We start from the raw sequence: 25249 nt of genomic DNA, 5'->3' as shown, positions 1-25249 counted from the left end.
CCGTTCGCCGGCATCCGGTCACATCAGCCGCATCACCACCGGAGCGAGGGTTGCCGCGATCTCGGCATGAACCGCCGGGCCCGGAACCTCGGCAGCGACCGGCGCATCAAGGGGCGGGAAGCTCATTCCTTCCGTGCCCGAGGCATTGGCCTCGCCGGAGGTCACCACCTCGAGATAGTGCATCGCATGCGGACGGACGGCCGCGATCATCTCGGCATCGATCAGCAGCGGCGAGGTGGCCGGCGTCTGCGCCCCGCCCTGGGGGGGCGGGTGGTCGGCGATCCAGAGAAGCAACTTCGGGGTCGCAATGCGGCCCAACAGCATGCGCATCCGCGCGATCCAGGCTGCGCGCAACTCGGCGGCCACCTGCACGAACTTCTCGGGGGAGACGGCGTAGAGCGTCTGCATCATGTGCCGCGTGAAGGAGAAGTCGGCGAAATCGACCTCGCGATACATCGCCTGCAGCACGGGCGAGGCGGCGAGGAACCGGTCGTTGCGCCTCGGATGCACCGAATAGAGCCGGTTCGTCAGGTTGGCGGCCCCGACCACTTGAATGATGGCAAGCGACGCCTTCCCGGCGATCTGGGTCACCGCCGGGTCGTTCAGATAGACGTCGAGCCCGGCGTTGATGCAGCCCAGATTGACCATGCGCAGCCCCGTCGCTTCCTCCACGAGATCGGGAAAGGGACGAGGGACAAACTTGCCGTAGGTTTCGGTGCCGCCCAGCACCGCACAGAAGGCCCCGTCGAGGCTGCGGCGCGGCCCCCGGAACATCATCTTGGACGCGCCATACCGGCACGGAAAATAGTCCAGGGCGCTTTCGCCCTGATATGCGAATGCCATCACAACCCACCCAGATAGTTCACCCGGAAGCCACGATGCGGGCGAGGCCTTGCCAAAAGCCTAAATCCTGCATTTGACGCGATGTTCGAGCTGCGCAGGGCCGGGTGCCGCCCTTGCGTGCGCTGCCGCGCCGCGCCTATTGTTCGCGCGGGTCAGCAGGAGGGATGCAATGGAGATCCGCAAGGTCGGCGTCGTGGGCGCAGGGCAGATGGGCAGCGGGATTGCGCATGTCTTCTCGCTCGCGGGCTACGAGGTGCTCCTGAACGACATCAGCGCCGAGGGCCTGAACAAGGCGCTTGCCACGATCGACCGCAATCTCGAGCGGCAGGTCTCACGCGGGAAGGTCGCGGCCGAAGAGAAGGCCGCCGCGCTGGCGCGCATCCGCACCACGATGAACCTCACCGACATCGCCAAGAGCGACCTCGTGATCGAGGCCGCGACCGAGCGCGAGACGGTGAAACAGGCGATCTTCGAGGACCTGGTGCCGCATCTGCTGCCGCACACGATCCTGACCTCGAACACCTCGTCGATCTCGATCACCCGTCTCGCCTCGCGCACCGACCGGCCCGAGCGGTTCATGGGCTTCCATTTCATGAACCCCGTTCCGGTCATGCAGCTGGTCGAGCTGATCCGTGGCATCGCGACCGACGATCCGACCTACCGGACGCTGCTCAAGGTGGTGCAGAGCCTCGGCAAGACGGCGGCCAGCGCAGAGGATTTCCCGGCCTTCATCGTGAACCGTATCCTCGTGCCGATGATCAACGAGGCCGTCTACACGCTCTACGAGGGCGTGGGCTCGGTGAAGTCGATCGACGAATCGATGAAGCTCGGCGCGAACCACCCGATGGGCCCGCTGGAACTGGCCGATTTCATCGGGCTCGACACCTGTCTTGCCATCATGAACGTCCTCCACGACGGGTTGGCGGACACGAAGTACCGGCCCTGCCCGCTTCTGGTGAAATACGTCGAGGCCGGCTGGCTCGGCCGGAAGACCGAGCGCGGCTTCTACGACTATCGCGGCGAGACGCCGGTGCCGACGCGGTAGCGCCCGGCGCCCTCGCGGCGGCCGCGCAGGAACCTCCGCTCCAGCAGGAACCAGGACAGGTAGCCCGCGGCCGCCGCAACCGGCAGCGACAGGGCGGCGAAGGCCCAGCCGGACCAGCCCGGGCCCACCAGCGCCCGCAGCAGCATCTGCACGGGCCAGCCCCAGAGATACATCCCGTAGGAGGGATCGCCGAACCGCCGGATCACAGCGAGTGGCCGTGCCTCCTGCTGGCCGAGCCAGACCAGCGGGTAGGCCGCGAAGAGCGGGAAGAGCACGCCCTCCACCTCCTTCCAGTTCCCCATCTTGCACATGAGGAAAAGAAGCACCGTCGCGCTGGCGAGTGCGAGCCGTCCATCCGCAGGCCCGTCGGGCAGCAGGAGCCGCAGCGCCATTCCGGCAAGGAAGGACGGCAGCAGATAGATCAGGCAGGACGCATAGTCCGTCGCATAGAAGGAAGCGGTGAAGGTGCAGAACACCGCCACGCAGATCACGGCCAGCACGGCGCCTCCCGTCAACATGCCCGCGAGCATCAGGAGCGCGACGAGAAGATAGCAGCTGATCTCGATCCTGATGGTCCAGAGCACGCCATTCGCGACCGAGGCGAGCCAGGCGTTGTCCTCGGCCGTCGGGAAGAAGCTGACCGCACCCGGATAATCGAGGCTGGGGTCGAGGAGCAACAGCACCCGGCCGAGTTCCTGCCACGTCGCCTCGGAGCCGAGGAAGGCGGCCGGTCCCGCGGCCGCGAAGAGCGGGCAGATCAGCAGTGCGACGACCAGGTTTGCACAGACGAAGCCCGGCAGAAGCCGTCGCGCCCGCTTCTCTGCAAAGTCCAGCACCCCATGCGAGCGCAGGGCGCTGTCCGTCACCAGGAAGCCGCTGAGGATGAAGAAGACCATCACGCCGTAGATGCCGAGGATGGCGCCCGTGGCCGCCTTCACCGGCTCATTCGTCTCGGAAAGCTCCATGATCAGGAAGGCGTGGGAGAAGACCACTCCGGATGCCGCGAGAACGCGCAGCAGGTCGAAGCCCGGATAAACCCGTTTCACTCGAAATACCCTCGTCAACAAGACCGGGGCAGGCACCCGGACCGTCGGAAATCACCACGGCCCTGCCCCCCGCACAATCCCTTTGCACGGGGTGAGGCCTCATGTCCCTGGGAGATCGAGGAGCACCGGCGGGGCTGCTGCGCAGCGAGCCCGCCCGACCTCGGCTACATGTCCTCGCCGAACCGATCGGCGACAAGGGCCGAGAGCGCTTCGGCAAGTGCCGCCGCATCGCTTCCCATCGTCTTCACCCGGATCGAGGTTCCTCGCGAGGCTGCCAGCATCAGGAGGCCCATGATGGAATCGCCCGACACCACCATGCCGTCCTTCGACACCTCGGCCTGCGCGTCGTGACGTTCGACCACCTCGACGAACTTCGCCGAGGCGCGCGCATGCAGGCCCTTTTCATTCACGATAAGAAGTTCGCGTTCGATCATTCCGTCCCGCTGCCCAGGTCGAGGCTGTTGATGTATTTCCGGCCCGCGTCCAGCGCGAGGGCGACCGCCTGGGGCACCGCCAGCTCGCGCGACTTGGCAAGCTTGATGAGCATCGGCAGGTTGGCGCCGTAGATGATCCGGCGGTCACGGCCGGCGCAGGCCGGCAGCGACAGGTTCGAGGGCGAGCCGCCGAACATGTCCGTCACCACCACCACGCCGGCCCCGCGATCCACGGCCCGCGCGGCCGCGCTGATCTCGGCCTGCTTCGCGGCCCGGTCGTGATCGTCCTCGATGGCGATGGCTGCCATCGCCTCCTGCTTGCCCACGACATGCTCGACCGCCGAGAGATATTCCCTTGCCAGCCCGCCGTGCGCAACGATGACGATACCGATCACGCCTTCTCACCCTGATGCGTGGGGAGCACCGCGGCCGCCCTGCGTTCAAGTTCCCTATGCCGTTTTGACACCGGCCAGCCTGCCTCTGCAAGCGCGTTGCCCAGAAGTTCGGCAATTGCAACCGAGCGGTGCTGTCCGCCGGTGCATCCGAAACCGATGGAGAGGTGCGCCTTGCCCTCCTCCAGCTGCGCGGGCAGCAGGAAGAGCACGAGGTCGCGCAGCTTCTCGAAGAACGGCTGGAAGCGCGGGTCGGTCGAGATGTAGTCGGAAACCGCCGCGTCGCGGCCGTCGAGGGCGCGCAGGCTTTCCACCCAGTAAGGGTTCTTCAGAAATCGGCAGTCGAAGATCATGTCCACCCCACGCGGAACACCCCGCTTGTAGGAGAAGGACTGCACCGACACCGCAAGACGGGTTGCCGCACCCCGGTCGAAGTATCGCGCGAGTTCGGCCTTGAGATCGTGCGGCGACATTTCGGAGGTGTCGATCAGGTGGTCGGCCCGCACGCGGACCGGCGCCAGCAGGTCGATCTCGCGCTCGACCCCCTCGGCCGGCGTTTCGGCCGGGGCCAACGGATGACGCCGCTTCGTCTGGTTGTAGCGTCGGATCAGCTGCGAGGCGGAGCAATCGACGTAGAGCACCTCGAGCGCGACACGCGGGTCCTGTGTCAGCCGGTCGATCAGCTCGATCAGCGCGGTCGCGTTGAAGTCGCGGTTGCGGACGTCGAGGCCGAGCGCAATCGGCCGCCCGATGGACGGACCCTCGATCAGCCGCGGCACGAAGGACAGGGGCAGGTTGTCGATGACCTCGTAACCCATGTCCTCGAGCGCGTTGATCGCCGTCGTGCGGCCCGCCCCGGAGGGGCCGGTGACCAGCACGAGCCGGTATTCCTGCGCAGGCTCTACCATACGGTCCAAGATATGTCTCTTTCAGGCGAAGCGCCCCGATCGGAGTCGGAGGAGCAACGCAGAGGAAAAATGGCTGCCTTCCTGTCCGAGCACAAGGTCGAGAGGGCGTCCGAGCACCTGAATGTTATGGCTTTGTGGCAAACGCTCCGTCTCCTGCAGGCCGAGATCGACGGCAAGCGTCACTCGCGCTTCGTGGATGGCAGGCGCCCTCAGGATGCCCACGCCCCTGGCCTCGATCAGCCCTGACAGTGCCGGTGGGCTGCGCGCGACCAGCACCTCGCCACGCACTTCCAGTTCCGTCCGGTCGTCGGCGACGAGGAGCGCGCCGAGACCGATGAGGGAGAGCGCGAGCGACGACTTGCCCGATCCCGACGGCCCGAGGATCAGGAGTGCCCTGCCCTCGGCGGCGACGCAGCTGGCATGGAGGATCGTGCAGCCTGCCTCGCTCACATCGGCAGGCCGACGACGAAGCGCGCTCCGAGCGGCTCCGAGGTGATGTCGGCGCTGGTCGGGCGGATGTTCTCGGCCCAGATCACGCCGCCATGGGCCTCGACGATCTGCTTGGAGATGGCGAGCCCAAGGCCTGAGTGGTTGCCGAACTGTCCGGCGGGCCTCTCGGAGTAGAAGCGCCGGAAGATCTTGGTGAGAGCCTGATCCGGGATGCCGGGACCCGTGTCCTCGATGACGACGAGCACGCGGTTCTCGCGACGGCGGGCCCAGACGCGCACGGCGTCGCCCTCCTCGCAGAAGGACAGCGCATTGGTGATAAGATTGACGAAGACCTGCGCGAGCCTCGCCTCGAGCCCCCTGATCCGCATCGGCTCCGAGGGAAGATCGGCGATGAAGTCGACACCCTTCTCGGCGGCCTGCTTGCCCAGATACTCTCCCAGGTTCGAGATGGTGCGCAGGAGGTCGAACTCTTCCTCCTCCTCCTTCACGAGTTCACTGTCGAGCCGGGAGGCATTGGAAATGTCGCTCACCAGCCGGTCGAGGCGCCGCACGTCATGTTCGATCACATCGAGAAGCCTCTCGCGCTGGTCGTCGCGCTTCGCGAGACGGAGGGTGCCAACGGCCGAACGCAGCGAGGCAAGCGGGTTCTTGATCTCATGCGCCACATCCGAGGCGAACTGCTCGTTCGCGTCGATGCGGTCGTAGAGGGCGGCCACCATGCCGCGCATGGCGATGGAGAGGCGGCCGATCTCGTCGGGACGTGCGGTCAGGTCGGGGATGCGCACGCGCCCGGGTGCCATCTTGCGCGCGTCCCGGTCGCGACCCAGCTCCGCCGCCGCGGCGAGATCGGCGAGCGGATTGGCGATGGTCGAGGCAAGCACGAGGCTGAGGCCGATGGAGACGAAGAGCGCGACGACGAACATCTGCAGGATCTGCTCGCGCTCGTAGCGGACGAGCCGGTCGATCTCTCCGGCCGCCGAGACGATGGCCGCCACACCGATGACCCGATCCCCCTCAAGGATGGGGGTCGCGACGGAGAAGAGCGCGCCGCCATTGCGGTCGCGGCCGGTGTTGATGGTGGTCCGCCCCTCGCGTGCGCCGGCAAAGACCTGTCGCGCCAGCGCGACGGCGTCGATCTCGCGCTCGGGCTCTTCTCCCCAGGCGAGCACGTTCGAGACCGCTTCCCATACTCCGTTGAGGAAGTCGGTGATCAGGGTCGAGCGCTGGTCGCCGAGAACGGGTTGTCGCGTCCCGCGGTCGAACGCCACCACATCGCCGGAATTGTCGAGGATGAAGAGGTCGATGGCGGGATTGACGGCGAGCGACTCCAGCGTTGCCGGGATGTCGATCCCTTTTGGCGCGTCGAGGGTGGCACCGGGAATCGCGGCAAGACGCGCCTCGAAGACGTTGGCCACGAGCTGCGTCTCGGACACGAGCGCCCGCTCGCGCTGCAGCACCAGATTCTCGCGGAAGGGATTGGTGAAGAGGACGCCCGAGACCTGGATCACCAGCGCGAGCAGGTTGAAGATGATGATCTTGCGCGCAAGGGGCGAACGGTTCAACGAGACGATGCCGCGCCGTCCGCGGGTCTTCTGGATCGAGAAATCGCCCTCGACCTCCGGCGCGATCCAGTCCTCGCCGAGGAGCACGTCGCCGGACCGCGGTGCGGATTGCCCGCCCTCCGCCTCGGGTCGGCCAAAGGCCGGCGCGGCAGTCATGCGACCGTCACTCCTCGTTATAGCGGTATCCGATGCCGTAGAGCGTCTCGATCGCGGCGAAGTCGGCGTCGGCGGACCGCATCTTCTTGCGCAGGCGCTTGATGTGGCTGTCGATCGTGCGGTCGTCGACGTAGACCTGATCGTCATAGGCCACGTCCATCAGTTGGTCCCGGCTCTTGACGAAGCCCGGCCGCTGCGCGAGGGCCTGAAGCAGCAGGAATTCGGTCACCGTCAGCGAGACGTCGCTGCCCTTCCACGTCACCGCATGGCGCAGGGGGTCCATCCGCAGATTGCCGCGTTCCAGAATGCGGCTTTCTTCCTGCACATCGGCCTCGCCCCCCGCGATGGCGTCCTGCCGGCGCAGCAGCGCGCGAATCCGCTCGACCAGAAGGCGTTGCGAGAAGGGCTTCTTGACGTAGTCGTCCGCCCCCATCCTCAGCCCGAGGACCTCGTCGATCTCGTCGTCCTTGGACGTGAGGAAGATGACCGGCATCGCGGTTTTCTGCCGAAGGCGCTGGAGAAGGTCCATCCCGTCCATGCGCGGCATCTTGATGTCGAGCACGGCCATGTCGGGCATCCGCTTGTTGAAGGCATCGAGCGCGGACTGGCCGTCGTTGTAGGTCTCGACCTCGAACCCTTCGGCCTCGAGGGTCATGGCGACCGACGTCAGGATGTTGCGGTCGTCATCCACGAGAGCGATCCTGGACATTATCCCAACTCCAAAGTGCCTGCTGACCCAAATGCGCCTCATGATCAGATTTCCGCCGAAGGAATCAATAGCCTTCTGCGAATCGGAGGCGCCGGACGCTCCGAGGTGATGCTGATTATGCGAAGGAATGACTAATTTGCCGCAACGATTGCCCAGTGGTTGCGCCAACCTGTCGCTGGTTGCGCTAACGCGTTGCTGTCACTCTGTTGTCGCGGAGGTGGGTCATGTTATAGGCTTTGCCTGTCGGCGCCGTTCCCGGGGCTGACCGGTATCCTATTGGCCCGGGATGCCGTTGGAGGACCGGAAACAGCCGCTCGGGCGGCATCGGGGAGCTTGCAGTATGAATTTCGGACGCGTGAACCCAGCGCAGACGCTGGACGCACAAGGCATCACCGGACTTGGAGAGGTTCATTACAACCTCATCGAGCCCGCGCTCGTCGAAGCCGCAGTGAAGCGCGGCGAGGGCCGGCTGGGTCGCGGAGGCGCGTTCCTCTGCTCGACCGGCGCCTTCACCGGCCGCTCGCCGAAGGACAAGTTCGTCGTGCGCACGCCCTCGGTGGAAGACACGGTCTGGTGGGAAAACAACGCGCCCATGGATCCCGCGGCCTTCGACCGTCTCCACGCCGACATGCTGGCCCACATGAAGGACCGCACCTATTTCGTGCAGGACCTGTTCGCCGGCGCCGACCCCGAGCTGCGCCTCGACGTGCGCATGGTCACCGAACTCGCCTGGCACGGCCTCTTCATCCGGCACATGCTGCGCCGCCCCGAGCGCGCCGAACTCGACAGCTTCGTGCCGGAGTGGACGGTGATCAACTGCCCGTCGTTCAAGGCCGACCCCGAGCGTCACGGCTGCCGCACCGACACGGTGATCGTGCTCAACTTCGACAAGAAGCTGATCCTGATCGCCAACACGGAATATGCCGGCGAGAACAAGAAGTCGGTCTTCACGCTCCTGAACTACATCCTGCCCGGCAAGGGCGTGATGGCGATGCACTGCTCGGCCAACCACGCGATCGGTAACACGGACGATGCGGCGGTGTTCTTCGGTCTCTCCGGCACCGGCAAGACCACCCTTTCGGCCGATCCGTCGCGCACGCTGATCGGCGACGACGAGCACGGCTGGTCGGACCGGGGCACCTTCAACTTCGAGGGCGGCTGCTACGCCAAGACGATCAACCTCTCTGCCGAGGCCGAGCCCGAGATCTATGCGACCACCTCGAAGTTCGCGACCGTCGTCGAGAACATGGTCTATGACGAGGAAACGCTCGAACTCGACTTCAACGACGACAGCCTGACCGCGAACACCCGCTGCGCCTACCCGCTGGAATACATTTCCAACGCGTCCGAGACCGGGATGGGCGGGCATCCGAAGAACGTGATCATGCTGACCTGCGACGCCTTCGGCGTGCTGCCGCCCATCGCGCGGCTGACCCCGGCGCAGGCCATGTATCACTTCCTGTCGGGCTTCACCTCGAAGGTGGCCGGCACCGAGCGCGGCGTGACCGAGCCGCAGCCGACCTTCTCGACGTGCTTCGGCGCGCCCTTCATGCCGCGCCGCCCCGAGGTCTATGGCAAGCTGCTGCAGGAGAAGATCGCGAAACTGGGCGCGACCTGCTGGCTGGTGAACACCGGCTGGACCGGCGGCGCCTACGGTACGGGCAAGCGGATGCCGATCAAGGCCACGCGCGCCCTGCTGACCGCCGCTCTCGACGGTTCGCTGGCCGATGCGCAATTCCGCCGTGACCCGAACTTCGGCTTCGACGTGCCGGTTCTGGTTCACGACGTCGATCCGAAGCTGCTCGATCCCCGTTCCACCTGGGCGGATCCGGCGGCCTACGACGCACAGGCGCAGAAGCTGGTCGAGATGTTCGCCAACAACTTCGCGCAATACGTCCCCTACATCGACGCGGATGTGAAGGCGGCGGCCATCGGCTGAGCCGAGGGGCGAAGGAAACGCGAGGCATCGCATGCAGGTGCCGCCGCGCTTTCCTCAAGGCGGAGCAGATAGGGACGGGGCGCAGATGCGCCCCGTTTTTCATTTAATCCTGGGCACTTTGCGCACGACACATTGCTGCGCGCGGCACAGTTCGCGCGAATTTTTGTTGCGCTGCGGCTGCAAAGTCGATAGGACGTCGCAGTCGCAGAAAGAGGAGTTACGCCATGCCGAAGGACGGAGCGACCATGACCGCACAGCCGCTGCTCGCCGATCTTCTGTCCCTCACCTCCGACGCGCTGCCCGAGGTGGAGACCCTGCTCGAGACGGCGCGCGCGACGCTGAAGGATCGGGTGACGGTCGATGGCAAGGTGTCGTCGAAGGCGCTGGAGCAGGAGCAGTTCGCGGCTCATGCGCTGTCCTGGCTTGCCACCTACGTCGAATCGTTGCGCCAGATGCGCGCCTGGGCCGGCCGGCTCGAGACCGAGGGCCGGTTTGGTGAACTTGAGGCGCTGATCCTGCAGATCGCCTTCGGCGAATATCTCGCGCAGATCCGCGGCGGCATCCCGATGAGCCAGAACGAGACCGCGCGGGTGCAGGACATCGGCGTCGAGCTGGGCCATCCCGGCGAGGCGGTGAAGACCCTGATCAGGAACGGCAATACGCCGGCGGCGCGGGCGGCACTGGTCACGCTCATGCGGGACAACCACGGCCGGGCGACCTTCGGCGCTTCCGGACTGGATGAGGAACTGGAGATGATCCGGGACCAGTTCCGCCGCTTCGCGGACGAACGCGTGGTGCCGAATGCGCATGGCTGGCACATGCGGGACGAGCTGATCCCGATGGACATCATCGAGGCGCTGGCCGAGATGGGCGTCTTCGGCCTGACGATCCCCGAGGAGTTCGGCGGCTTCGGCCTGTCGAAAGCCTCGATGGTGGTCGTCTCCGAGGAGCTTTCGCGGGGCTACATCGGCGTGGGCTCGCTCGGCACGCGGTCCGAGATCGCGGCGGAGCTGATCCTCTGCGGCGGCACTGCGGAACAGAAGGCCGAATGGCTGCCGAAGATCGCCTCGGGCGAGATCCTTCCAACGGCCGTCTTTACCGAGCCGAACACCGGATCGGACCTCGGCAGCCTGCGCACGCGCGCGGCGAAGGACGGCGACGACTGGGTGGTGAACGGCAACAAGACCTGGATCACCCATGCCGCGCGCACCCATGTGATGACGCTGCTCGCCCGGACCGATCCCACGACGAGCGATTATCGTGGCCTGTCGATGTTCCTGGCCGAGAAGATGCCGGGAACCGATGCGGAGCCGTTCCCGACGCCCGGCATGACCGGCGGCGAGATCGAGGTGCTCGGCTATCGTGGCATGAAGGAATACGAGATCGGCTTCGACGGCTTCCGCGTGAAGGGCGGGAACCTCCTGGGCGGCGTCGAGGGACAGGGCTTCAAGCAGCTGATGCAGACCTTCGAAAGCGCCCGCATCCAGACGGCCGCGCGCGCGATCGGCGTTGCGCAGAGCGCGCTGGAAGTCGGGATGCAATATGCCGAGGACCGCAAGCAGTTCGGCAAGTCGCTGATCGAGTTTCCGCGCGTGGCCGGCAAGCTCGCCATGATGGCGGTCGAGATCATGGTGGCGCGGCAGCTCACCTACTTCTCCGCCTGGGAGAAGGACCACGGCCAGCGCTGCGACCTTGAGGCCGGGATGGCGAAGCTCCTGGGCGCGCGGGTGGCCTGGGCCTCGGCCGACAATGCCCTGCAGATCCATGGAGGGAACGGCTTCGCGCTGGAGTACCAGATCAGCCGGATCCTCTGCGACGCGCGCATCCTGAACATCTTCGAAGGCGCGGCCGAAATCCAGGCTCAGGTGATCGCACGGCGGCTGCTCGACTGAGCAAGCTTGCCAGCGTTTCCGGCATCAAGGGGCGGGCCGCAGGGTCCGCCCCTTCCACATGAATTTCACGAAGCGCGAACGGCACGATTTCAGGCGCGCGCCAGCAGTTCCATCAGCCGTGCGCGCGCTTCTGGCAGCGGGCGCCCGTTCAGGAGCGGCGCCAGTTCCCGCGCGAGGAAGTGGCCGGTGATGGCGAGGCCCTGCGCAAGGTCCTCGCCGCTCGCGGGCCCCTGCCCCAGAAGCGCGAGAGGGAGCGGAAAGAGTCGGTCGGCCCAGTCGCCCGCCCCGTCCCGGCTGACCGCCCGGCCGGTCTTCGGACTCACAAAGGCCAAGTCCTCACGGCTGCCGGTGACGGCACAGCGGGTGAGGTCGAGGCCGAAGCCGGTCTCCTCCAGCAGCCGCATCTCCCAGCGGAGATAGGCGGCAGGCCAGCCGGGGCGGTCGAGTGCGTCGAGCAGCGCCATGCTCGCCTGCCACAGGCCGGGATGCGGCTCGCGCTCCGGCAATGTCACATGAAGCATGGCGCAGATCGCGTTGAGGCCCGCGAGGCCCAGCCGGTCGCCGAGCAGCGCCGTCCGGCTGCGCAGCGGCTCGACCGTGAACGAGCCCATGTGCTCGTCGAGCCGCGCCTTCCAGGTCAGGTCGAGCTGCGCACCGGGCTGGAGGATCGGCGCGACCTTCCTCGAGGCGCCTCCGCGGACGACGCCCGCGTGGCGGCCATGGTCAGCCGTGAAGACCTCGATGATCGCCGAACTCTCGCCGTGCCGCCGCACCGAGAGGAGCGCGCCCTCGTCCCGCCATTCCATCATGGGGCGACTATCCCGCGCGACGGACGGGCCGTCCAGTCACTCGGAGAGGCCCGGCTCGTCGAGGAGCGTCCGGCCCTGCCGGTCCTCGACCTCGATCACCCAGAGGTCGGGGTCGAAGCGGCGCTGGCGGGCGATGGCCGCATCGACCTCGGCCTCGGCGCCCTCGGCCAGCGGCACCCAGGCGCGGGCGCCGGTCATCAGGTCGAAGGAGCGCTGGAAGGCCCGGGCCTGCCCGTCGAGGGTCGCGCATTTGACCAGAACGGCGCCAGCAGTGGCATCGCCCCGCGAGGTCACAAAGGCCGGGATGTCGGCCAGCCGCAGACGGGTCAGATAGGCACGGACCCAGAAGTCGGCCGTCAGGCGCACGCTCATCGGCCGGCCGCGGCGGCCATCTCAGTCGCCGTCCTTGAAATCGAGGCCCATCTCGGAATAGCGCTCGGGTTCCTCGAGCCAGTTCGGGCGCACCCGGACCTGCAGGAAGAGATGGACCGGCCGCTCGAGGAAGGTCGCGATCTCGGCGCGGGAGGCCTGGCCGATCTGCTTGATCGTCTCGCCCTTGTTGCCGAGCACGATGCCCTTGTGGCCGTCGCGGGCGACATAGACGACCTGGTCGATGCGGGTGGAGCCGTCGGGCCGGTCCTCCCAGGCTTCGGTCTCGACGGTGAGCTGGTAAGGCAGCTCCTCATGCAGGCGCAGGGTCAGCTTCTCGCGCGTGATCTCGGCGGCGATGGCGCGCATCGGCACGTCGGCGATCTGGTCCTCGGGGTAGAACCAGGGGCCCTCGGGAAGGATGCCCGCCAGCCAGCGGCGCAGCTTCTCGACCCCGTGGCCCTTCTCGGCCGAGATCATGAAGGTCTCGGCGAAGGGAAAGGCACCGTTCAGCTCCTGCGCAAGCCCGAGCAGCACCTCGGCCTTCACCCGGTCGATCTTGTTGATGGCGAGGGCCACGGTCTGGCCCTGCGGGATGCGGTCGCGCATCGCGTCGATGATGGCCTGCGTGCCCTCGGTCAGGCCGCGGTGGGCCTCAACGAGCAGCACGATCACGTCGGCATCCGCCGCGCCGCCCCAGGCGGCGGCGACCATGGCCCGGTCGAGCCTCCGCCGCGGACGGAAGAGGCCGGGCGTGTCCACGAAAACGATCTGGGTCTGACCTTCCATCGCCACGCCACGGATGCGGGCGCGCGTGGTCTGGACCTTGTGGGTCACGATCGAGACCTTGGCGCCGACCATGCGGTTCAGGAGCGTCGATTTCCCGGCATTGGGCTCGCCGATGAGCGCCACGAAGCCCGCGCGTGTGGTCTCAGTCATTCTTCGCCTCCATCCGCGCGAGAAGCGCCCGCGCCGCCGCCTGTTCCGCCACGCGCTTGGTGCCCGCCGTCGCACGCTCCGTCTCGCCGCTGCCGAGGCGCACCTCGACGGTGAAGATCGGCGCATGGTCGGGACCTGACCTGTCCACCGCCTCGTAGGTCGGCGGCGGCAGCCCGCGGGCCTGCGCCCATTCCTGCAGCGCCGTCTTGGCGTCGCGGGCATCCTGCTCGACCTGGGCGATCCGCTCGCCCCAGAGCCGCAGGACGAGCCTGCGCGCAGCCTCGAACCCCGCATCGAGATAGACCGCGGCGATCACCGCTTCCAGGGCGTCGCCAAGCAAGGCCTCCTTGCGGCGGCCGCCCGACATCATCTCGGACCGGCCGAGCTTCAGCACCTCCCCGAGCGCCACCTCGCGCGCGACGGCGGCACAGGTCTCCTTGCGCACGAGCGCATTGAAGCGGGGCGCGAGCTGCCCCTCGGAGGCGTGCCCGTCGGCCGCAAGCAGCGCCTCGGCCATGACGAGGCCCAGCACCCGGTCACCCAGGAACTCGAGCCGCTGGTTGTCGGGACGCGTGGCGGACGAGAGCGAGGAATGTGTGACCGCGCGCAGCAGGCGATCGGGCTCGCGGAACTCGTGCCCGATCCGGGCCTCGAAGGCGCGGAGATCGGCCGAGAGCTTCAATCTATGGCCTTGAAGAAGCGGTCGGCGCGCCAGGTCCAGAAGTAGAGCATCGAGCGACCGGCCGAAGAGAACATGATGCGGTCCGCCCGGCCGATCAGGTTCTCGGCCGGCACGAAGCCCACGCCGCCCACGGCCTGGCCATAGCGGCTGTCCTGGCTGTTGTCGCGGTTGTCGCCCATGAAGAAGTAGTGGCCGGCAGGCACGGTGAAGACATCGGTGTTGTCGCCGAAGCCGTTGGTATCGATGTTCAGCACGTCATGGCTGCGGCCGCCCGGCAGGGTCTCGGTGAAGCGGCTCTTGGTGCAGATGCCGCCCTCGCCCACGGGGCCGTTCTCGCAGCGCGGCAGGTTGCCCATCGGGCCCTGCTGCTCGTAGACCTCTTCGAAGGTGCCGGCCGGCTCCTGCGGGACCTCCTCGCCGTTCAGGTAGAGCACGCCGTTCCTCATCTGCACCGTGTCGCCCGGGAGGCCGATCAGCCGCTTGATGAAGTCCGAGCCATTGACGGGATGGCGGAACACCACCACGTCGCCACGCTCGGGTTCCGAGCCGAGGATGCGGCCCGAGAAGGGGCAGATGCCGAAGGGGCAGGAATACTGCGAATAGCCGTAGGCCATCTTGTTGACGAAGAGGAAATCGCCGATCAGCAGCGTGTCCTTCATGGATCCCGAAGGGATCCAGAACGGCTGGAAGAAGAGCGTGCGGAACACGCCTGCGATCAGCAGCGCATAGACGACCGTCTTGATCGTCTCGAGGATGCCGCCTTCGGATTTCGCCTTGCTCGCCATGGTTTCTGCCTGTCTGTTTGCGGGCCGGCCGCCCAATCCGGCGCTTCATGCGCGCCGGTGCCGGATGAGTCAAGCTGGCGGGGCTGCCACCGGGCGGGCCTCGATGACGACGAAGGCCTGCGCCCAGGGGTGATCGTCGGTCAGGCTGACATGAACCACCGCCTCGTGGCCCGCGGGCGTCATGGCCGAGAGTCGCTCGGCCGCCCAGCCGGTCAGATGCATGACGGGCTGGCCGCTGGCGAGGTTCGACACGCTCATGTCCTTCCAGGCGATGCCCATGCGCAGGCCGGTGCCAAGCGCCTTCGAGCACGCCTCCTTCGCCGCCCACCGCTTGGCATAGGTGCCCGCCACGTCTGCTCGGCGTTCTGCCCTGGCCTGTTCCAGCGGCGTGAAGACGCGATTTCGGAACCGTTCGCCGAAGCGGGCGAGCGTCTTCTCCATGCGCTCGATGTTGGCGAGGTCTGTGCCGATCCCGAGGATCATGGCGCTCCTCGCCCGTCGCGGGTCTTCCCGATCAAGCGACGGCCTCGCGCGCCGCGTCCATTCGCCGCCGCATGCCCTCGATCGCGCTGCCGAGGCCTCGGAAGATCGCCTCGCCGATCAGGAAATGGCCGATGTTCAGTTCCATCACCTGCGGGAAGACCGCGATCTCGGCCACGGTGTCGTAGCTGATCCCATGGCCTGCGTGAACCTCGAGGCCAAGGGAGTGGGCGAGTGCCGCCCCCTCGCGCAGCGCCTCGAGTTCCCGCGCGGCCTCGGCGTCACGGCCTTCGGCGAAGAGATCGCAGTAATGGCCGGTATGCAGTTCGACCACCGCGGCGCCGATCTCGGCCGAGGCCTCGATCTGGCGCACGTCGTGGCCGATGAACATGGACACGCGGCAGCCTGCCTCGCGCAGGGGCGCCACGAAGTCCTTCAGCCGGGGAATATCTCCGGCCACGTCGATGCCGCCTTCCGTCGTCCGCTCCTCGCGCCGCTCGGGGACGAGGCACACCGCATGCGGCTTGTGGCGGAGCGCGATGGCCTGCATCTCGGCCGTCGTCGCCATCTCGAGGTTCAGCGGCACCCTGAGGCCCTGCATCAGCGCGGTGATGTCCTCGTCGCGGATGTGGCGGCGATCCTCGCGAAGATGGGCGGTGATCCCGTCCGCTCCCGCGGCCTCGGCCAGAAGTCCGGCCCGGAGCGGGTCCGGGTATGAGGTGCCGCGCGCGTTGCGCACCGTCGCCACGTGGTCAATGTTCACGCCAAGCCGCAGCCGTCCCAAAGCTCTCATCGCTTCCGCCCGTCCTCAATAATGTCGGCCCATCCTATTGGCTTCCAGCCTCGGCGTCATCCGCCTCCGCGGCCTTGCGGCGGCGCTTCCGGGCCCGCCGCGTCTCGAGCCGCAGGGCGCGGATCTTCTGGTAGGCCGCGATGACGGGAATCGTCAGGTAGTAGAAGCTGAGCCCCGCCGCCAGTCCGGGCAGGATGCCCCCCACCAGGTAGGGCAGGTAGATCGTATCGAAGAAGCGGTCGAGATTGCTCCAGCGCGTCGGCTCATCGGTGAAGATGGCGAGGAAATTTGCCCAGAGCTCGTTGCCCGCGTCGGAGAAGGCCTTGAAGATGTTGACGATCGTCAGCGGCGCGTCGATGCCCAGCATCCAGTGGCCGAACTCGACCGAGACGAAGGCGATGAGCGGCATGGTGACCGGATTGCCGACGAAGGTGGCGAGCAGGGCTGCAAGGATGTTGCCGCGCAGGATCCAGCCGAGCAGCGCGCCGCCCAGCAGATGGAAGCCGAAGAAGGGCGTGAAGGAGATGAAGACGCCTGCGAAGATGCCGCGCGCAATGCGATGGGGCTCGTCCGGCAGGCGCGTCAGGCGGTGCTTCACGTATTGCGCGGCGCGTGTCCAGCCGCCGCGCGGCCAGACGGCTTCCTGCGCCAGCTGCCACCAGGTGCGTGGATTGCGTCGCTTGAAGACCAAGACTTCCCCCGTGCCCGGTCAGGGTTTCCTGCTCAGATCGCGGTGCCGCGAGATCTGCGCCACATCCGTCTCAGCCTCGAGTGCAGTCATCAGCGTATGCAGATGCTCGACGTCGCGCAGATCCACATCGACCAGCAGACGGTAGAAATCGGGCTTGCGATCCGTGAACCTCAGGTCGGAGATATTGGCCTTCTGCTCACCGATCAAGGTGCAGAGCCGGCCGAGCACGCCGGCGTCGTTGGAAATCGTGAGGTCCAGCGTCACGGTATGCACAGGCGCATGACGGCCAGCGTGCCAGTGCAGGTCGATCCAGCGGGACGGCTGCTCCTCGAATTCCTCGAGCGCGGGACAGTCGATGGCGTGGATGACGACACCCTGCCCGCGATAGGTGATGCCTACGATCCGCTCGCCCGGAACCGGCTGGCAGCACTTTGCACGGCGGAACTGCTGGTCGTCCGACAGCCCGACAACGGGGCGCTGCACGTCCACCTCGGGGCCGCTCTGACGGACAAGTTCGGGATAGAGGGTCTCGACCACCTTGCGGGCGGTGAGCTCGGCCGAACCGAGCTGCGCGAGGAGTTCCGTCTCGTCCGACAGCCCGAGCATCTTCGCCGCCGTGCGCAGCGCCTTGTCGGTCGACTTCCGGCCGACGTGGTCGAAGGCCGCCCGTGCAAGCTCCTGACCGAGCTTCACGAACCGGCCCCGATCCTCCTCGCGCAGGCTGCGGCGGATGGCGGCCTTGGCGCGGCCCGTGGTCACGATGTCGATCCAGGAGGCCTGCGGGCGCTGTCCTTCGGCGGTGATGATCTCGACCGACTGGCCGTTCTTCAGCCGGGTCCAGAGCGGCACGCGGATGCCGTCGACCTTGGCCGAGACGGTGGAATGGCCGATCCGGGTGTGGATCGCATAGGCGAAATCGAGCGGCGTGGCGCCACGGGGCAACTGGAGCACGTCGCCCTTCGGCGTGAAGCAGAACACCTGGTCGGTGTACATCTCGAGCTTCACGTTCTCCATGAATTCGTCGTGGTCGTCCTCGTCCAGCCGCTCGGTCAGGCTCGCGATCCACTTGGCGGGATCGACGGCGAACGGGTTGTGGACGCGCACGCCCTCGCGGTAGCTCCAGTGCGCGGCGACCCCGGCCTCGGCCACCTCGTGCATCTGGCGGGTGCGGATCTGCACCTCGACGCGCTTGCCGTCGCGCCCCGAGACCGTCGTGTGGATCGAGCGGTAGCCGTTCGACTTCGGCTGGCTGATGTAGTCCTTGAACCGTCCCGGCACGGCCCGCCAGCGCTGGTGGATCACGCCGAGGATCCGGTAACAGTCGCCGACCGAGTTGCAGATCACGCGAAAGCCGTAGATGTCCGAGAGCCGCGAGAAGGCGAGGTCCTTCTCCTGCATCTTGCGCCAGATCGAATAGGGCTTCTTCGCGCGGCCATAGACGTCGGCCTCGATCTGCGCCTTCTCCAGTTCCAGCCGGATATCGGCGGTGATACGATGCACCACATCGCCCGTCTCGCGCTGGAGCGTGATGAAGCGGCGGATGATCGAGTTCCGCGCGTCCGGATTCAGCACGCGGAACGCCAGATCCTCGAGTTCCTCGCGCATCCACTGCATGCCCATGCGGCCGGCCAGCGGAGCGAAGATCTCCATCGTCTCGCGCGCCTTCTGGGCCTGCTTCTCAGGCTTCATGCTCTTGATTGTCCGCATGTTGTGCAGACGGTCGGCGAGCTTGACGAGGATCACCCGAAGGTCCTTGGACATCGCCATGAACAGCTTGCGGAAATTCTCGGCCTGCTTGGACTGCGCCGAGGAGAGTTCGAGGTTCGTCAGCTTGGTGACGCCGTTCACCAGTTCGGCGATATCCTCGCCGAAGAGGCGCGCGACCTCGGTATAGGTGGACTTGGTATCCTCGATCGTGTCGTGCAGGAGTGCCGTCACGATGGTCGCGTCATCCAGCCGCTGTTCGGTGAGGATGGCGGCGACCGCGACGGGATGGGTGAAATAGGGTTCGCCCGAGTGGCGGAACTGGCCGTCATGCATCTGCCGGCCATAGGCATAGGCCCGGCGGATGAGGTCGGCGTTCGTTCGCGGATTGTAGTTGCGGACGAGGGCGATCAGGTCTTCGACGTCGATCATGGCCCCGGCCGCAACAGGTTCAATACGAAATCAGTTCTGTCCCTGCGCTTCCATGAGGGCGCGCAGCAGCTTTTCCTCGGACATGTCGTCCTGGACCGGGCGATCGACCTCGCTGCCCATGAGCAGCGCCATCTGATCCTCTTCCGGCTCGTCCACCTCGATCTGGGTCTGGTGGCTCTCGATCATCCGTTCGCGCAGCGCCTCGGCGCTCTGGGTCTCTTCGGCGATCTCGCGGAGGGCGACCACCGGGTTCTTGTCGTTGTCGCGGTCGATCGTCAGCTGCGACCCCGAAGCAATTTCGCGCGCACGATGCGCGGCCAGCATCACCAGCTCGAACCGGTTCGGGACCTTGTCAACGCAATCTTCAACCGTCACGCGGGCCATGGGAGTCTCCGTTTCGGACAGGGGGCATGGAGCGGCCTATGTAGCCGCCGCACTGCCTCTTGACAAGGGCGGATTCCTTTCGCGTCAAGCCTCGAGCGGCACGACAGCAGCCCGGTCGCGCTCCGGAACGGCCGCGAGCATCTCAGTGACGGTCAGACCCAGCAGCGGGTGCGTCCAGCCCGGCGCGACGTCCGAGAGCGGGACGAGGACGAAGGCCCGGTCCTGGAGCCTCGGATGCGGAAGGATCGGAATGTCTGGCGCAGCCTCCGCCTGCCGGGCCCTCGACAGAGTTCTCCACAGGCTCTGGGTCGCCGTATCCGGAAAAACCGAATCACCCAGCGCGATCAGATCGAGGTCCAGAGTGCGGTTCGCCCACCGGGCTGACCGCGATCGGCCAAAATCCGCCTCAATCTCATGCAGCCGGCCGAGAACCGCCGCCGGTTCCGCCTCCTCCGTTAGGTGCAGGCTCATGGCCGCATTGACAAAATCGGGTGCCTGACCCTCAGGAAAAAAAGGGGTACGGTAAAGCCTGCTTGGTCGAAAATCCGTCCCAAATGCACGCGCAACGGCAGAAATCGCCTCTCGGACAATGACCTCAGGGAACCTTCCCGCAAGAGTCAAGTTTGACCCGAGTGCAACCAGAGCTTGCTTTCCAGTCGGCCTGTCCAATGGTATAAGTTTCTGATGAGGCCCGCTTGCCGGTAGATGTATTACACTGATATCCGACCCCTTGTCGATTTTTGCTTAACGAAACCTATTCTCGATGACAGCAGATTGGCCGGGGCAAGGGTTCTCGCAGGGGACAAGGATAATGTTCTACAAGGACGAACGGCTGGCGCTGTTCATCGACGGTTCGAACCTTTACGCCGCCGCGAAGGCGCTGGGATTCGATATAGATTACAAGCTGCTGCGCCAGGAGTTCATGCGCCGCGGCAAGCTGCTGCGGGCGTTCTACTACACGGCGCTTCTCGAGAACGACGACTACTCGCCGATCCGTCCGCTCGTCGACTGGCTTCACTACAATGGGTTCACCATGGTCACGAAGCCGGCCAAGGAATACACGGACAGCCAGGGGCGACGCAAGGTCAAGGGCAACATGGACATCGAGCTGACGGTCGATGCCATGGAACTGGCCCCTCGGGTGGATCACATCGTGCTCTTCTCGGGCGACGGCGATTTCCGGCCTCTGGTGGAGAGCCTCCAGCGACAGGGCGTTCGTGTGTCGGTCGTCTCGACGATCCGCAGCCAGCCGCCGATGATCGCCGACGAACTGCGCCGGCAGGCGGACAATTTCATCGAACTGGACGAGCTGCGCGAAGTCATCGGCCGCCCGCCTCGGGAGCCGCGCGTGGAGCGGGAAGAGATAGCCGTCGAGGCCAAGTAACGTTCGGGCGCGCGCCCTGGGCGCGCGGCCCGGAACATGCGGCATCCTGAGGCGGATGCCCTGCCGGGTCTGGACCTGAGCCTCCGATCGGAATACCTGTGGGCTGCACAGGACGAAGAGAGCCGGCCCATGACACTGCCTCCCCTCACCCTATATCTTGCCGCCCCAAGGGGCTTCTGCGCGGGCGTGGATCGCGCGATCAAGATCGTCGAGATGGCGCTCGAGAAATGGGGGCCGCCCGTCTACGTGCGTCACGAGATCGTGCACAACAAGTTCGTCGTCGACCGGCTGCGCGACATGGGTGCCGTGTTCGTCGAGGAACTGGACGAGGCGCCAACCGACCGGCCCGTCATCTTCTCGGCCCATGGCGTGCCCAAGTCCGTGCCGGCCGAGGCCGAGCGGCGCAACATGGTCTATGTGGATGCCACCTGTCCTCTGGTGAGCAAGGTCCATCTCGAGGCCGAACGCCACCACGAGAACGGCCTGCAGATGATCATGATCGGGCACGCCGGCCACCCCGAGACGATCGGGACGATGGGCCAGCTTCCCGAGGGCGAGGTGCTGCTGGTCGAGACGGTCGAGGACGTGGCGGGTCTTCAGGTGCGCGATCCCGAGAAGCTGGCCTACATCACCCAGACGACGCTCTCGATCGACGACACGGCCGCAATCGTGGCCGCCCTGCGCGAGCGTTTCCCCGCGATCGACATCCCGCGCAAGGAAGACATCTGCTACGCGACGACCAACAGGCAGGGCGCGGTGAAGGCCATCGCCGGTCGGATCGGTGCGCTTCTCGTGATCGGCGCGCCGAATTCGTCGAACTCCCGCCGCCTCGTGGAGGTCGGCCGTGCCGCCGGCTGCCGCGTGGCGCAACTCGTGCAGCGCGCGACGGACATCGACTGGGAGGCGCTGCAGGGTGCCACCTCGGTGGGCGTCGCGGCCGGCGCCTCGGCTCCGGAGGTGCTGGTGGACGAGGTGATCGCGGCCTTCCGCGAGCGGTTCGACACCACGGTCGAGGCCGTCGAGACGGTGAAGGAGCGCGTCGAGTTCAAGGTGCCGCGCATCCTGCGCGAGCCCGCCGAGACACCGTGAGCCTCGGACGATGAGCCCCGAGTTCCTGCTGACAGCCTTCATCGTCTGCCTGGCACCGGGGATCGGCGTCGTCTACACCCTTTCGGCGACCATCGGCGGCGGCGCCCGCGCAGGCCTGCTGGCGGTGCTCGGCTGCACCCTCGCCACCGCCGTGCATCTTGCGGCCGCACTGGCGGGACTCGCGGCCATCCTCCACTCAAGCGCCGTCCTGTTCCAGGCGCTCAAGTTCGCCGGTGTGGCCTACCTGCTCTGGATGGCCTGGGCGACGCTGCAGGAGCGGGGCGGCCTTCGCCTGCAGGCGGCCGAGCCGCAATCCGCCGGCCGTATCGTGGCGCGCGGGATCCTGCTCAACCTTCTCAATCCGAAGCTGCCACTCTTCTTCATGGCGTTCCTGCCGCAGTTCATCCCGACAGGAAGCGCCGAGCCGACCCGCCTTCTGATCGAGCTGGGATCCGGCTTCGTCGCAATGACGGCCGCGACCTTCCTCGGCTATGTCGGCCTGGCCACGCTCTCGCGCGAGGCGCTGCTCTCCAGTCCACGCGTCCTGACCTGGATTCGCCGCCTGTTCGCAGCCTCCTTCGCCGGACTCGGCGCGCGGCTTGCCTTCGAGCGCTCATGACCCGCATCCCGCGTTCCGCCCTCATCCTTGGCCTGGCCGGGCTGCTCCCCTTCCTCTGGAGTGCGTTGACGGAACTGCGCCCGGACATCGGCGACTGGGGCGCGGCCAATCTCGGGCCGCGATTCGTCGGGCCCTATGCGGGTCTCGCCTATGGAACGGTGATCCTGTCGTTCATGTCCGGCGTGCTCTGGGGCTTCGCGACAAGGACCAGTGGTCGCGAGGCCGCCCTGGGCTACACGCTTTCGGTGATCCCCGCGCTCTGGGCCTTCTTCTTCGTCGGCGGCGGTCCGACCTCGGCGGCCATCTACCTCGCCGCGGGGTTCGCGGGCCTCCTCCTGCTCGACTGGAGCTTCTGGAGCCAGGGCCTCGCGCCCGAATGGTGGATGCGGCTGCGGCTGATTCTTACCGCGGTGGTGCTGGCCTGCCTGTCAGTGACGATCCTCGACTGAGGCCCCTCAGCCCTTGCGGATCGTGTCGCCGGGCTCGAGCTTGGGCTCAAGCTCGATGACCAGCCCTGAGGTCGCTCTGTCCGATCGCTTGGCCGCGACGATCTCGGCCGCCTTTCTCCCGATCTCCAGCCGGCAGGCATCCATCGTCGCGAGATGGCAAGGCAGGCCCTGAACCAGTTCCACCCCGTTGAACCCCGCCAGCCCCACCTTCGACGGCACGTCGATGCCGTGATTGAGGCACCAGAGCAACCCGCCAGCCCCGATCATGTCATTGGAGTAATAAAGGAAATCCAGATCCGGCGAGCGGGAGAGGATCGCCTCGGTCATCTCGCGCCCCTTCAGCAGCGCCGAGCCTCCGGAGTAGAATTCGCGATCCTCGACATACAGGCCCGCCGCCGCAAGCGCCTCCTCGAAGCCCTCGAGCCGCTTCCGCGCGCGGTGGTCGTGCGGCATCATCGTGCCGAGAAACCCGATCCGGCGATAGCCCGCTGCCACGATGGCTTCGGCCATGTGACGCCCCGCGCGGCGATGCGAGATCCCCACAGCGTTGTCGACGGGCGAGCCGTCGACGTCCATGATTTCAACGATCGGGATCCCCGCGTTCTCGAGCATGGCACGCGCGGCATGGCTCCGCTCCAGCCCCGCAATGATGATGCCGGACGGCCGCCAGGACAGCATCTCGTAGAGCACCTTCTCCTCGCGCTCGGGCGAGTAGTTGGTCACGCCGACGACCGGCTGCAGGCCGGTATCCTCAAGCACCTCGGACACGCCGGTGAGCACTTCTGGGAACACCATGTTCGAAAGCGACGGGATGATGACCGCGACGAGGTTCACGCGCTGGCTGGCCAGCGCCCCGGCGATCCGGTTCGGCACGTAGCCAAGCTCGCGCGCAGCGGCCAAAACCCGTTCGCGTGTGCTGCCTGAGACGTCGCCGCGGTTGCGCAAGACCCGGCTCACGGTCATTTCCGACACGCCCGATGCGTCCGAGACGTCGCGCAATGTCAGGGGTCGCCGATGCAGGGCGGAGGCCGGCTCTTTCGCCACGGAAACATCTCTCTTGCAATGACCTTACGTTTTCTAGTTAGCGCCAAAGGATGGGCTTGTCCAAGGCCTCTCCCTGTGCCATGTTAGCGATAACGGCCGAGACATCGGCCTGCGTGATCCTGAGCGTCGTGCAAGCTCTCCAATACGGACGCGACGGACCCATGGGGGAGTGGTGGGCCAAGAGTCACTCCCCCAACTCTCCCTTCCTCCGGACAGAGCAACAGGTGCTGCCTGCGGCCTCGCGGCTTGCAACGGGCGGCGATTGGCCCCATTAAGGGCAGGCCGGACGGTTCCGGCCCCGTAGCTCAACGGATAGAGCGATCCCCTCCTAAGGGATAGGTTGGGAGTTCGAATCTCCCCGGGGTCGCCAACTAAATCAACCGGTTAGGCGGCAAACAAGGGATAGTGCAGAGGTTCACTGAACCTTGTGCAGCCTCCCGAAGTCCACCGCAGCCGCTGCGTCGGCCAGATGCTCGGGGGCAAATCGGGCATAGGTGCGCTCGGTGATCGACGTGTTCGAGTGCCCGAGGAACTGCGCGATCTTCTGCATCGGCACGCCGGCGGCGGCCATGTGAACCGCGGCGGTGTGACGCAGGACGTGCGGTGTCACATCCTTCAGGCCAGCGTTATCGACCGCGGTGGAGAAGCCGTTGCGGATCGATCGAACCTGGCGGCCTGCATATTCCACGACGAAATCGGACAGCGCCGCGGCCTTCGCCGAGAGGAGCGCGGCGCGCAGTGTGCCGTTGATGGGCACCACAGCCCGGCCCTTCCGCGGCCCGTCTGCCGATGCGCGCAGGTCGATCTGACCGCGGTCAAAATGCACCCGGTCCCATGTCAGCTCGAGAATCGCCCCGACGCGCCCGGCCGTGGCCAGCATCAGGTGGATCGCCAGCTTGATGTGCGGATCGCATTCGGCCGCCAGCAGCCGCCCCACCTCCGCCTCCGTCAGCCATCGATCTGCCGGCGCCGGCAAGGCGTTGCGCTCGATCTTCGGCGCGCGCTCGATCCGGCCAGTGTCCTCCGCCCACTTCACCACGATTCGCAGATGGCCCATCTCGGTGTGGATGGTCCATTCGCTGCGTCCGTCCGCGCGCCGCTTGGCGATGTATGCCCGGCAGTCGTCGGTCGTGATCTGGTCGGGACGCAGGTGGCCGAACTCGGGCAGGATCGCCTTGCCGGTCATGCCCATGTGATCGTCGATCCGGCGGCCGGCCCGG

General features: G+C 66.5%; 28 protein-coding genes and 1 tRNA gene. 8 read left to right on the top strand and 21 right to left on the bottom strand.

The annotated features are described in order from the left end of the window. Window positions 1–18: 18 nt before the first annotated feature. Window positions 19–843, bottom strand: coding sequence for a DUF6473 family protein (locus ACTVZP_RS18530; RefSeq protein WP_443213652.1), 825 nt, complete (start codon window positions 841–843; stop codon window positions 19–21). Window positions 844–1012: 169 nt separating this feature from the next. On the opposite strand from ACTVZP_RS18530, the gene ACTVZP_RS18525 reads away from it, so the two are divergent. Beyond that, window positions 1013–1888, top strand: coding sequence for a 3-hydroxybutyryl-CoA dehydrogenase (locus ACTVZP_RS18525; protein ID WP_443213651.1), 876 nt, complete (start codon window positions 1013–1015; stop codon window positions 1886–1888). Here the strand turns inward: ACTVZP_RS18525 and ACTVZP_RS18520 are convergent. From ACTVZP_RS18520 to ACTVZP_RS18490, 7 genes are all read right to left on the bottom strand, one after another. Then, entirely contained in the window at window positions 1855–2934 is a 1080-nt protein-coding gene (locus ACTVZP_RS18520) for an acyltransferase family protein (RefSeq protein ID WP_443213650.1), read from the bottom strand. The two genes, ACTVZP_RS18525 and ACTVZP_RS18520, sit on opposite strands and share 34 nt — an antisense overlap. A gap of 164 nt (window positions 2935–3098) precedes the next feature. After that, window positions 3099–3368, bottom strand: a complete 270-nt coding sequence (locus tag ACTVZP_RS18515; RefSeq protein WP_443213649.1) for an HPr family phosphocarrier protein — start codon at window positions 3366–3368, stop codon at window positions 3099–3101. Further along, window positions 3365–3763 carry a PTS sugar transporter subunit IIA gene (locus tag ACTVZP_RS18510; protein WP_443213648.1) on the bottom strand — a complete coding sequence of 133 codons (399 nt, stop codon included), beginning with the start codon at window positions 3761–3763 and terminating at the stop codon, window positions 3365–3367. The genes ACTVZP_RS18515 and ACTVZP_RS18510 overlap by 4 nt, the downstream gene beginning before the upstream one ends. Beyond that, on the bottom strand, window positions 3760–4668 hold the full coding sequence (gene rapZ, locus ACTVZP_RS18505) for an RNase adapter RapZ (protein WP_443213661.1): 909 nt from the start codon (window positions 4666–4668) through the stop codon (window positions 3760–3762). Before rapZ ends, ACTVZP_RS18510 begins: the two co-directional genes overlap by 4 nt. 21 nt (window positions 4669–4689) lie before the next feature. Next, window positions 4690–5118, bottom strand: a complete 429-nt coding sequence (locus tag ACTVZP_RS18500) for an HPr kinase/phosphorylase (protein ID WP_443213647.1) — start codon at window positions 5116–5118, stop codon at window positions 4690–4692. Next, window positions 5115–6836, bottom strand: coding sequence for a sensor histidine kinase (locus tag ACTVZP_RS18495; protein WP_443213646.1), 1722 nt, complete (start codon window positions 6834–6836; stop codon window positions 5115–5117). The genes ACTVZP_RS18500 and ACTVZP_RS18495 overlap by 4 nt, the downstream gene beginning before the upstream one ends. A 7-nt stretch (window positions 6837–6843) precedes the next feature. After that, window positions 6844–7545, bottom strand: a complete 702-nt coding sequence (locus ACTVZP_RS18490) for a response regulator transcription factor (protein ID WP_443213645.1) — start codon at window positions 7543–7545, stop codon at window positions 6844–6846. Between the two features lie 340 nt (window positions 7546–7885). On the opposite strand from ACTVZP_RS18490, the gene ACTVZP_RS18485 reads away from it, so the two are divergent. Both ACTVZP_RS18485 and ACTVZP_RS18480 read left to right on the top strand, forming a co-directional pair. Continuing rightward, entirely contained in the window at window positions 7886–9484 is a 1599-nt protein-coding gene (locus ACTVZP_RS18485) for a phosphoenolpyruvate carboxykinase (RefSeq protein ID WP_443213644.1), read from the top strand. Window positions 9485–9708: 224 nt separating this feature from the next. Next, entirely contained in the window at window positions 9709–11376 is a 1668-nt protein-coding gene (locus ACTVZP_RS18480) for an acyl-CoA dehydrogenase family protein (RefSeq protein WP_443213643.1), read from the top strand. An 89-nt stretch (window positions 11377–11465) separates the two neighbouring features. On the opposite strand, the gene recO is transcribed toward ACTVZP_RS18480, so the two are convergent. The 11 genes from recO to folK form a co-directional block, all read right to left on the bottom strand. Further along, complete coding sequence (gene recO, locus ACTVZP_RS18475) at window positions 11466–12185, bottom strand: DNA repair protein RecO (RefSeq protein WP_443213642.1); 720 nt, start codon at window positions 12183–12185, stop codon at window positions 11466–11468. Window positions 12186–12221: 36 nt separating this feature from the next. Then, on the bottom strand, window positions 12222–12557 hold the full coding sequence (locus tag ACTVZP_RS18470; protein ID WP_443213641.1) for a DUF1491 family protein: 336 nt from the start codon (window positions 12555–12557) through the stop codon (window positions 12222–12224). A 21-nt stretch (window positions 12558–12578) separates the two neighbouring features. Continuing rightward, a complete protein-coding gene (gene era / locus ACTVZP_RS18465) occupies window positions 12579–13493 on the bottom strand; it encodes a GTPase Era (protein WP_443213640.1) in 915 nt (304 codons plus the stop codon). Then, entirely contained in the window at window positions 13486–14175 is a 690-nt protein-coding gene (gene rnc, locus ACTVZP_RS18460; RefSeq protein WP_443213639.1) for a ribonuclease III, read from the bottom strand. The genes era and rnc overlap by 8 nt, the downstream gene beginning before the upstream one ends. Continuing rightward, window positions 14172–14960, bottom strand: coding sequence for a signal peptidase I (gene lepB / locus ACTVZP_RS18455; RefSeq protein WP_443213638.1), 789 nt, complete (start codon window positions 14958–14960; stop codon window positions 14172–14174). Before lepB ends, rnc begins: the two co-directional genes overlap by 4 nt. 69 nt (window positions 14961–15029) lie before the next feature. Beyond that, complete coding sequence (gene acpS / locus ACTVZP_RS18450; RefSeq protein WP_443213637.1) at window positions 15030–15443, bottom strand: holo-ACP synthase; 414 nt, start codon at window positions 15441–15443, stop codon at window positions 15030–15032. Window positions 15444–15474: 31 nt separating this feature from the next. After that, window positions 15475–16233, bottom strand: a complete 759-nt coding sequence (locus ACTVZP_RS18445) for a pyridoxine 5'-phosphate synthase (protein ID WP_443213636.1) — start codon at window positions 16231–16233, stop codon at window positions 15475–15477. Between the two features lie 34 nt (window positions 16234–16267). Beyond that, window positions 16268–16924, bottom strand: a complete 657-nt coding sequence (locus ACTVZP_RS18440; protein WP_443213635.1) for a DUF2062 domain-containing protein — start codon at window positions 16922–16924, stop codon at window positions 16268–16270. A gap of 18 nt (window positions 16925–16942) precedes the next feature. Beyond that, a complete protein-coding gene (locus ACTVZP_RS18435; RefSeq protein ID WP_443213634.1) occupies window positions 16943–19060 on the bottom strand; it encodes a RelA/SpoT family protein in 2118 nt (705 codons plus the stop codon). 30 nt (window positions 19061–19090) lie between these two features. Then, window positions 19091–19444, bottom strand: coding sequence for a DNA-directed RNA polymerase subunit omega (gene rpoZ / locus ACTVZP_RS18430; RefSeq protein WP_443213633.1), 354 nt, complete (start codon window positions 19442–19444; stop codon window positions 19091–19093). Window positions 19445–19528: 84 nt separating this feature from the next. Then, window positions 19529–20113 carry a 2-amino-4-hydroxy-6-hydroxymethyldihydropteridine diphosphokinase gene (gene folK / locus ACTVZP_RS18425; protein WP_443213632.1) on the bottom strand — a complete coding sequence of 195 codons (585 nt, stop codon included), beginning with the start codon at window positions 20111–20113 and terminating at the stop codon, window positions 19529–19531. Between the two features lie 142 nt (window positions 20114–20255). Between folK and ACTVZP_RS18420 the strand changes: the two genes are divergently transcribed. From ACTVZP_RS18420 to ACTVZP_RS18405, 4 genes are all read left to right on the top strand, one after another. Further along, window positions 20256–20828 carry a LabA-like NYN domain-containing protein gene (locus tag ACTVZP_RS18420; RefSeq protein WP_002722410.1) on the top strand — a complete coding sequence of 191 codons (573 nt, stop codon included), beginning with the start codon at window positions 20256–20258 and terminating at the stop codon, window positions 20826–20828. 129 nt (window positions 20829–20957) lie between these two features. Then, a complete protein-coding gene (gene ispH / locus ACTVZP_RS18415) occupies window positions 20958–21917 on the top strand; it encodes a 4-hydroxy-3-methylbut-2-enyl diphosphate reductase (protein WP_443213631.1) in 960 nt (319 codons plus the stop codon). Between the two features lie 10 nt (window positions 21918–21927). Continuing rightward, window positions 21928–22536 (top strand): LysE family translocator, encoded by a 609-nt coding sequence (locus tag ACTVZP_RS18410; protein ID WP_443213630.1) that lies wholly within the window; start codon window positions 21928–21930, stop codon window positions 22534–22536. Continuing rightward, window positions 22533–22985 carry a DUF3429 domain-containing protein gene (locus tag ACTVZP_RS18405; RefSeq protein WP_443213629.1) on the top strand — a complete coding sequence of 151 codons (453 nt, stop codon included), beginning with the start codon at window positions 22533–22535 and terminating at the stop codon, window positions 22983–22985. Before ACTVZP_RS18410 ends, ACTVZP_RS18405 begins: the two co-directional genes overlap by 4 nt. A 6-nt stretch (window positions 22986–22991) precedes the next feature. Here the strand turns inward: ACTVZP_RS18405 and cceR are convergent, their stop codons facing one another. Beyond that, complete coding sequence (cceR, locus tag ACTVZP_RS18400) at window positions 22992–24029, bottom strand: LacI family DNA-binding transcriptional regulator CceR (protein ID WP_443213628.1); 1038 nt, start codon at window positions 24027–24029, stop codon at window positions 22992–22994. Window positions 24030–24323: 294 nt separating this feature from the next. Here cceR and ACTVZP_RS18395 point away from each other — a divergent pair. After that, window positions 24324–24399: transfer RNA gene (locus ACTVZP_RS18395), tRNA-Arg, on the top strand. Window positions 24400–24444: 45 nt separating this feature from the next. Here ACTVZP_RS18395 and ACTVZP_RS18390 read toward each other — a convergent pair. Further along, on the bottom strand, window positions 24445–25221 hold the full coding sequence (locus ACTVZP_RS18390) for a tyrosine-type recombinase/integrase (protein ID WP_443213626.1): 777 nt from the start codon (window positions 25219–25221) through the stop codon (window positions 24445–24447). Window positions 25222–25249 lie beyond the last annotated feature (28 nt).

The sequence above is a fragment of the Rhodobacter sp. NSM genome, from assembly GCF_052244495.1.
In the GTDB taxonomy this organism is placed as follows: Bacteria; Pseudomonadota; Alphaproteobacteria; order Rhodobacterales; family Rhodobacteraceae; genus Cereibacter_A.
This window is presented reverse-complemented; position numbering and strand designations above follow the sequence as displayed.

What these genes read in the sequence shown, in the direction of transcription:
- rapZ (WP_443213661.1), bottom strand. Translation starts at nt 4,668, where the DNA reads ATGGTAGAGCCTGCGCAGGAATACCGGCTCGTGCTGGTCACCGGCCCC.
- ACTVZP_RS18390 (WP_443213626.1), bottom strand. Translation starts at nt 25,221, where the DNA reads ATGGGCATGACCGGCAAGGCGATCCTGCCCGAGTTCGGCCACCTGCGT.
- ACTVZP_RS18410 (WP_443213630.1), top strand. Translation starts at nt 21,928, where the DNA reads ATGAGCCCCGAGTTCCTGCTGACAGCCTTCATCGTCTGCCTGGCACCG.
- ACTVZP_RS18480 (WP_443213643.1), top strand. Translation starts at nt 9,709, where the DNA reads ATGCCGAAGGACGGAGCGACCATGACCGCACAGCCGCTGCTCGCCGAT.
- ACTVZP_RS18515 (WP_443213649.1), bottom strand. Translation starts at nt 3,368, where the DNA reads ATGATCGAACGCGAACTTCTTATCGTGAATGAAAAGGGCCTGCATGCG.
- ACTVZP_RS18470 (WP_443213641.1), bottom strand. Translation starts at nt 12,557, where the DNA reads ATGAGCGTGCGCCTGACGGCCGACTTCTGGGTCCGTGCCTATCTGACC.
- ACTVZP_RS18485 (WP_443213644.1), top strand. Translation starts at nt 7,886, where the DNA reads ATGAATTTCGGACGCGTGAACCCAGCGCAGACGCTGGACGCACAAGGC.
- ACTVZP_RS18530 (WP_443213652.1), bottom strand. Translation starts at nt 843, where the DNA reads ATGGCATTCGCATATCAGGGCGAAAGCGCCCTGGACTATTTTCCGTGC.
- ACTVZP_RS18435 (WP_443213634.1), bottom strand. Translation starts at nt 19,060, where the DNA reads ATGATCGACGTCGAAGACCTGATCGCCCTCGTCCGCAACTACAATCCG.
- ispH (WP_443213631.1), top strand. Translation starts at nt 20,958, where the DNA reads ATGACACTGCCTCCCCTCACCCTATATCTTGCCGCCCCAAGGGGCTTC.
- ACTVZP_RS18405 (WP_443213629.1), top strand. Translation starts at nt 22,533, where the DNA reads ATGACCCGCATCCCGCGTTCCGCCCTCATCCTTGGCCTGGCCGGGCTG.
- lepB (WP_443213638.1), bottom strand. Translation starts at nt 14,960, where the DNA reads ATGGCGAGCAAGGCGAAATCCGAAGGCGGCATCCTCGAGACGATCAAG.
- era (WP_443213640.1), bottom strand. Translation starts at nt 13,493, where the DNA reads ATGACTGAGACCACACGCGCGGGCTTCGTGGCGCTCATCGGCGAGCCC.
- ACTVZP_RS18495 (WP_443213646.1), bottom strand. Translation starts at nt 6,836, where the DNA reads ATGACTGCCGCGCCGGCCTTTGGCCGACCCGAGGCGGAGGGCGGGCAA.
- ACTVZP_RS18525 (WP_443213651.1), top strand. Translation starts at nt 1,013, where the DNA reads ATGGAGATCCGCAAGGTCGGCGTCGTGGGCGCAGGGCAGATGGGCAGC.
- ACTVZP_RS18490 (WP_443213645.1), bottom strand. Translation starts at nt 7,545, where the DNA reads ATGTCCAGGATCGCTCTCGTGGATGACGACCGCAACATCCTGACGTCG.
- recO (WP_443213642.1), bottom strand. Translation starts at nt 12,185, where the DNA reads ATGATGGAATGGCGGGACGAGGGCGCGCTCCTCTCGGTGCGGCGGCAC.
- ACTVZP_RS18420 (WP_002722410.1), top strand. Translation starts at nt 20,256, where the DNA reads ATGTTCTACAAGGACGAACGGCTGGCGCTGTTCATCGACGGTTCGAAC.
- ACTVZP_RS18445 (WP_443213636.1), bottom strand. Translation starts at nt 16,233, where the DNA reads ATGAGAGCTTTGGGACGGCTGCGGCTTGGCGTGAACATTGACCACGTG.
- rpoZ (WP_443213633.1), bottom strand. Translation starts at nt 19,444, where the DNA reads ATGGCCCGCGTGACGGTTGAAGATTGCGTTGACAAGGTCCCGAACCGG.
- acpS (WP_443213637.1), bottom strand. Translation starts at nt 15,443, where the DNA reads ATGATCCTCGGGATCGGCACAGACCTCGCCAACATCGAGCGCATGGAG.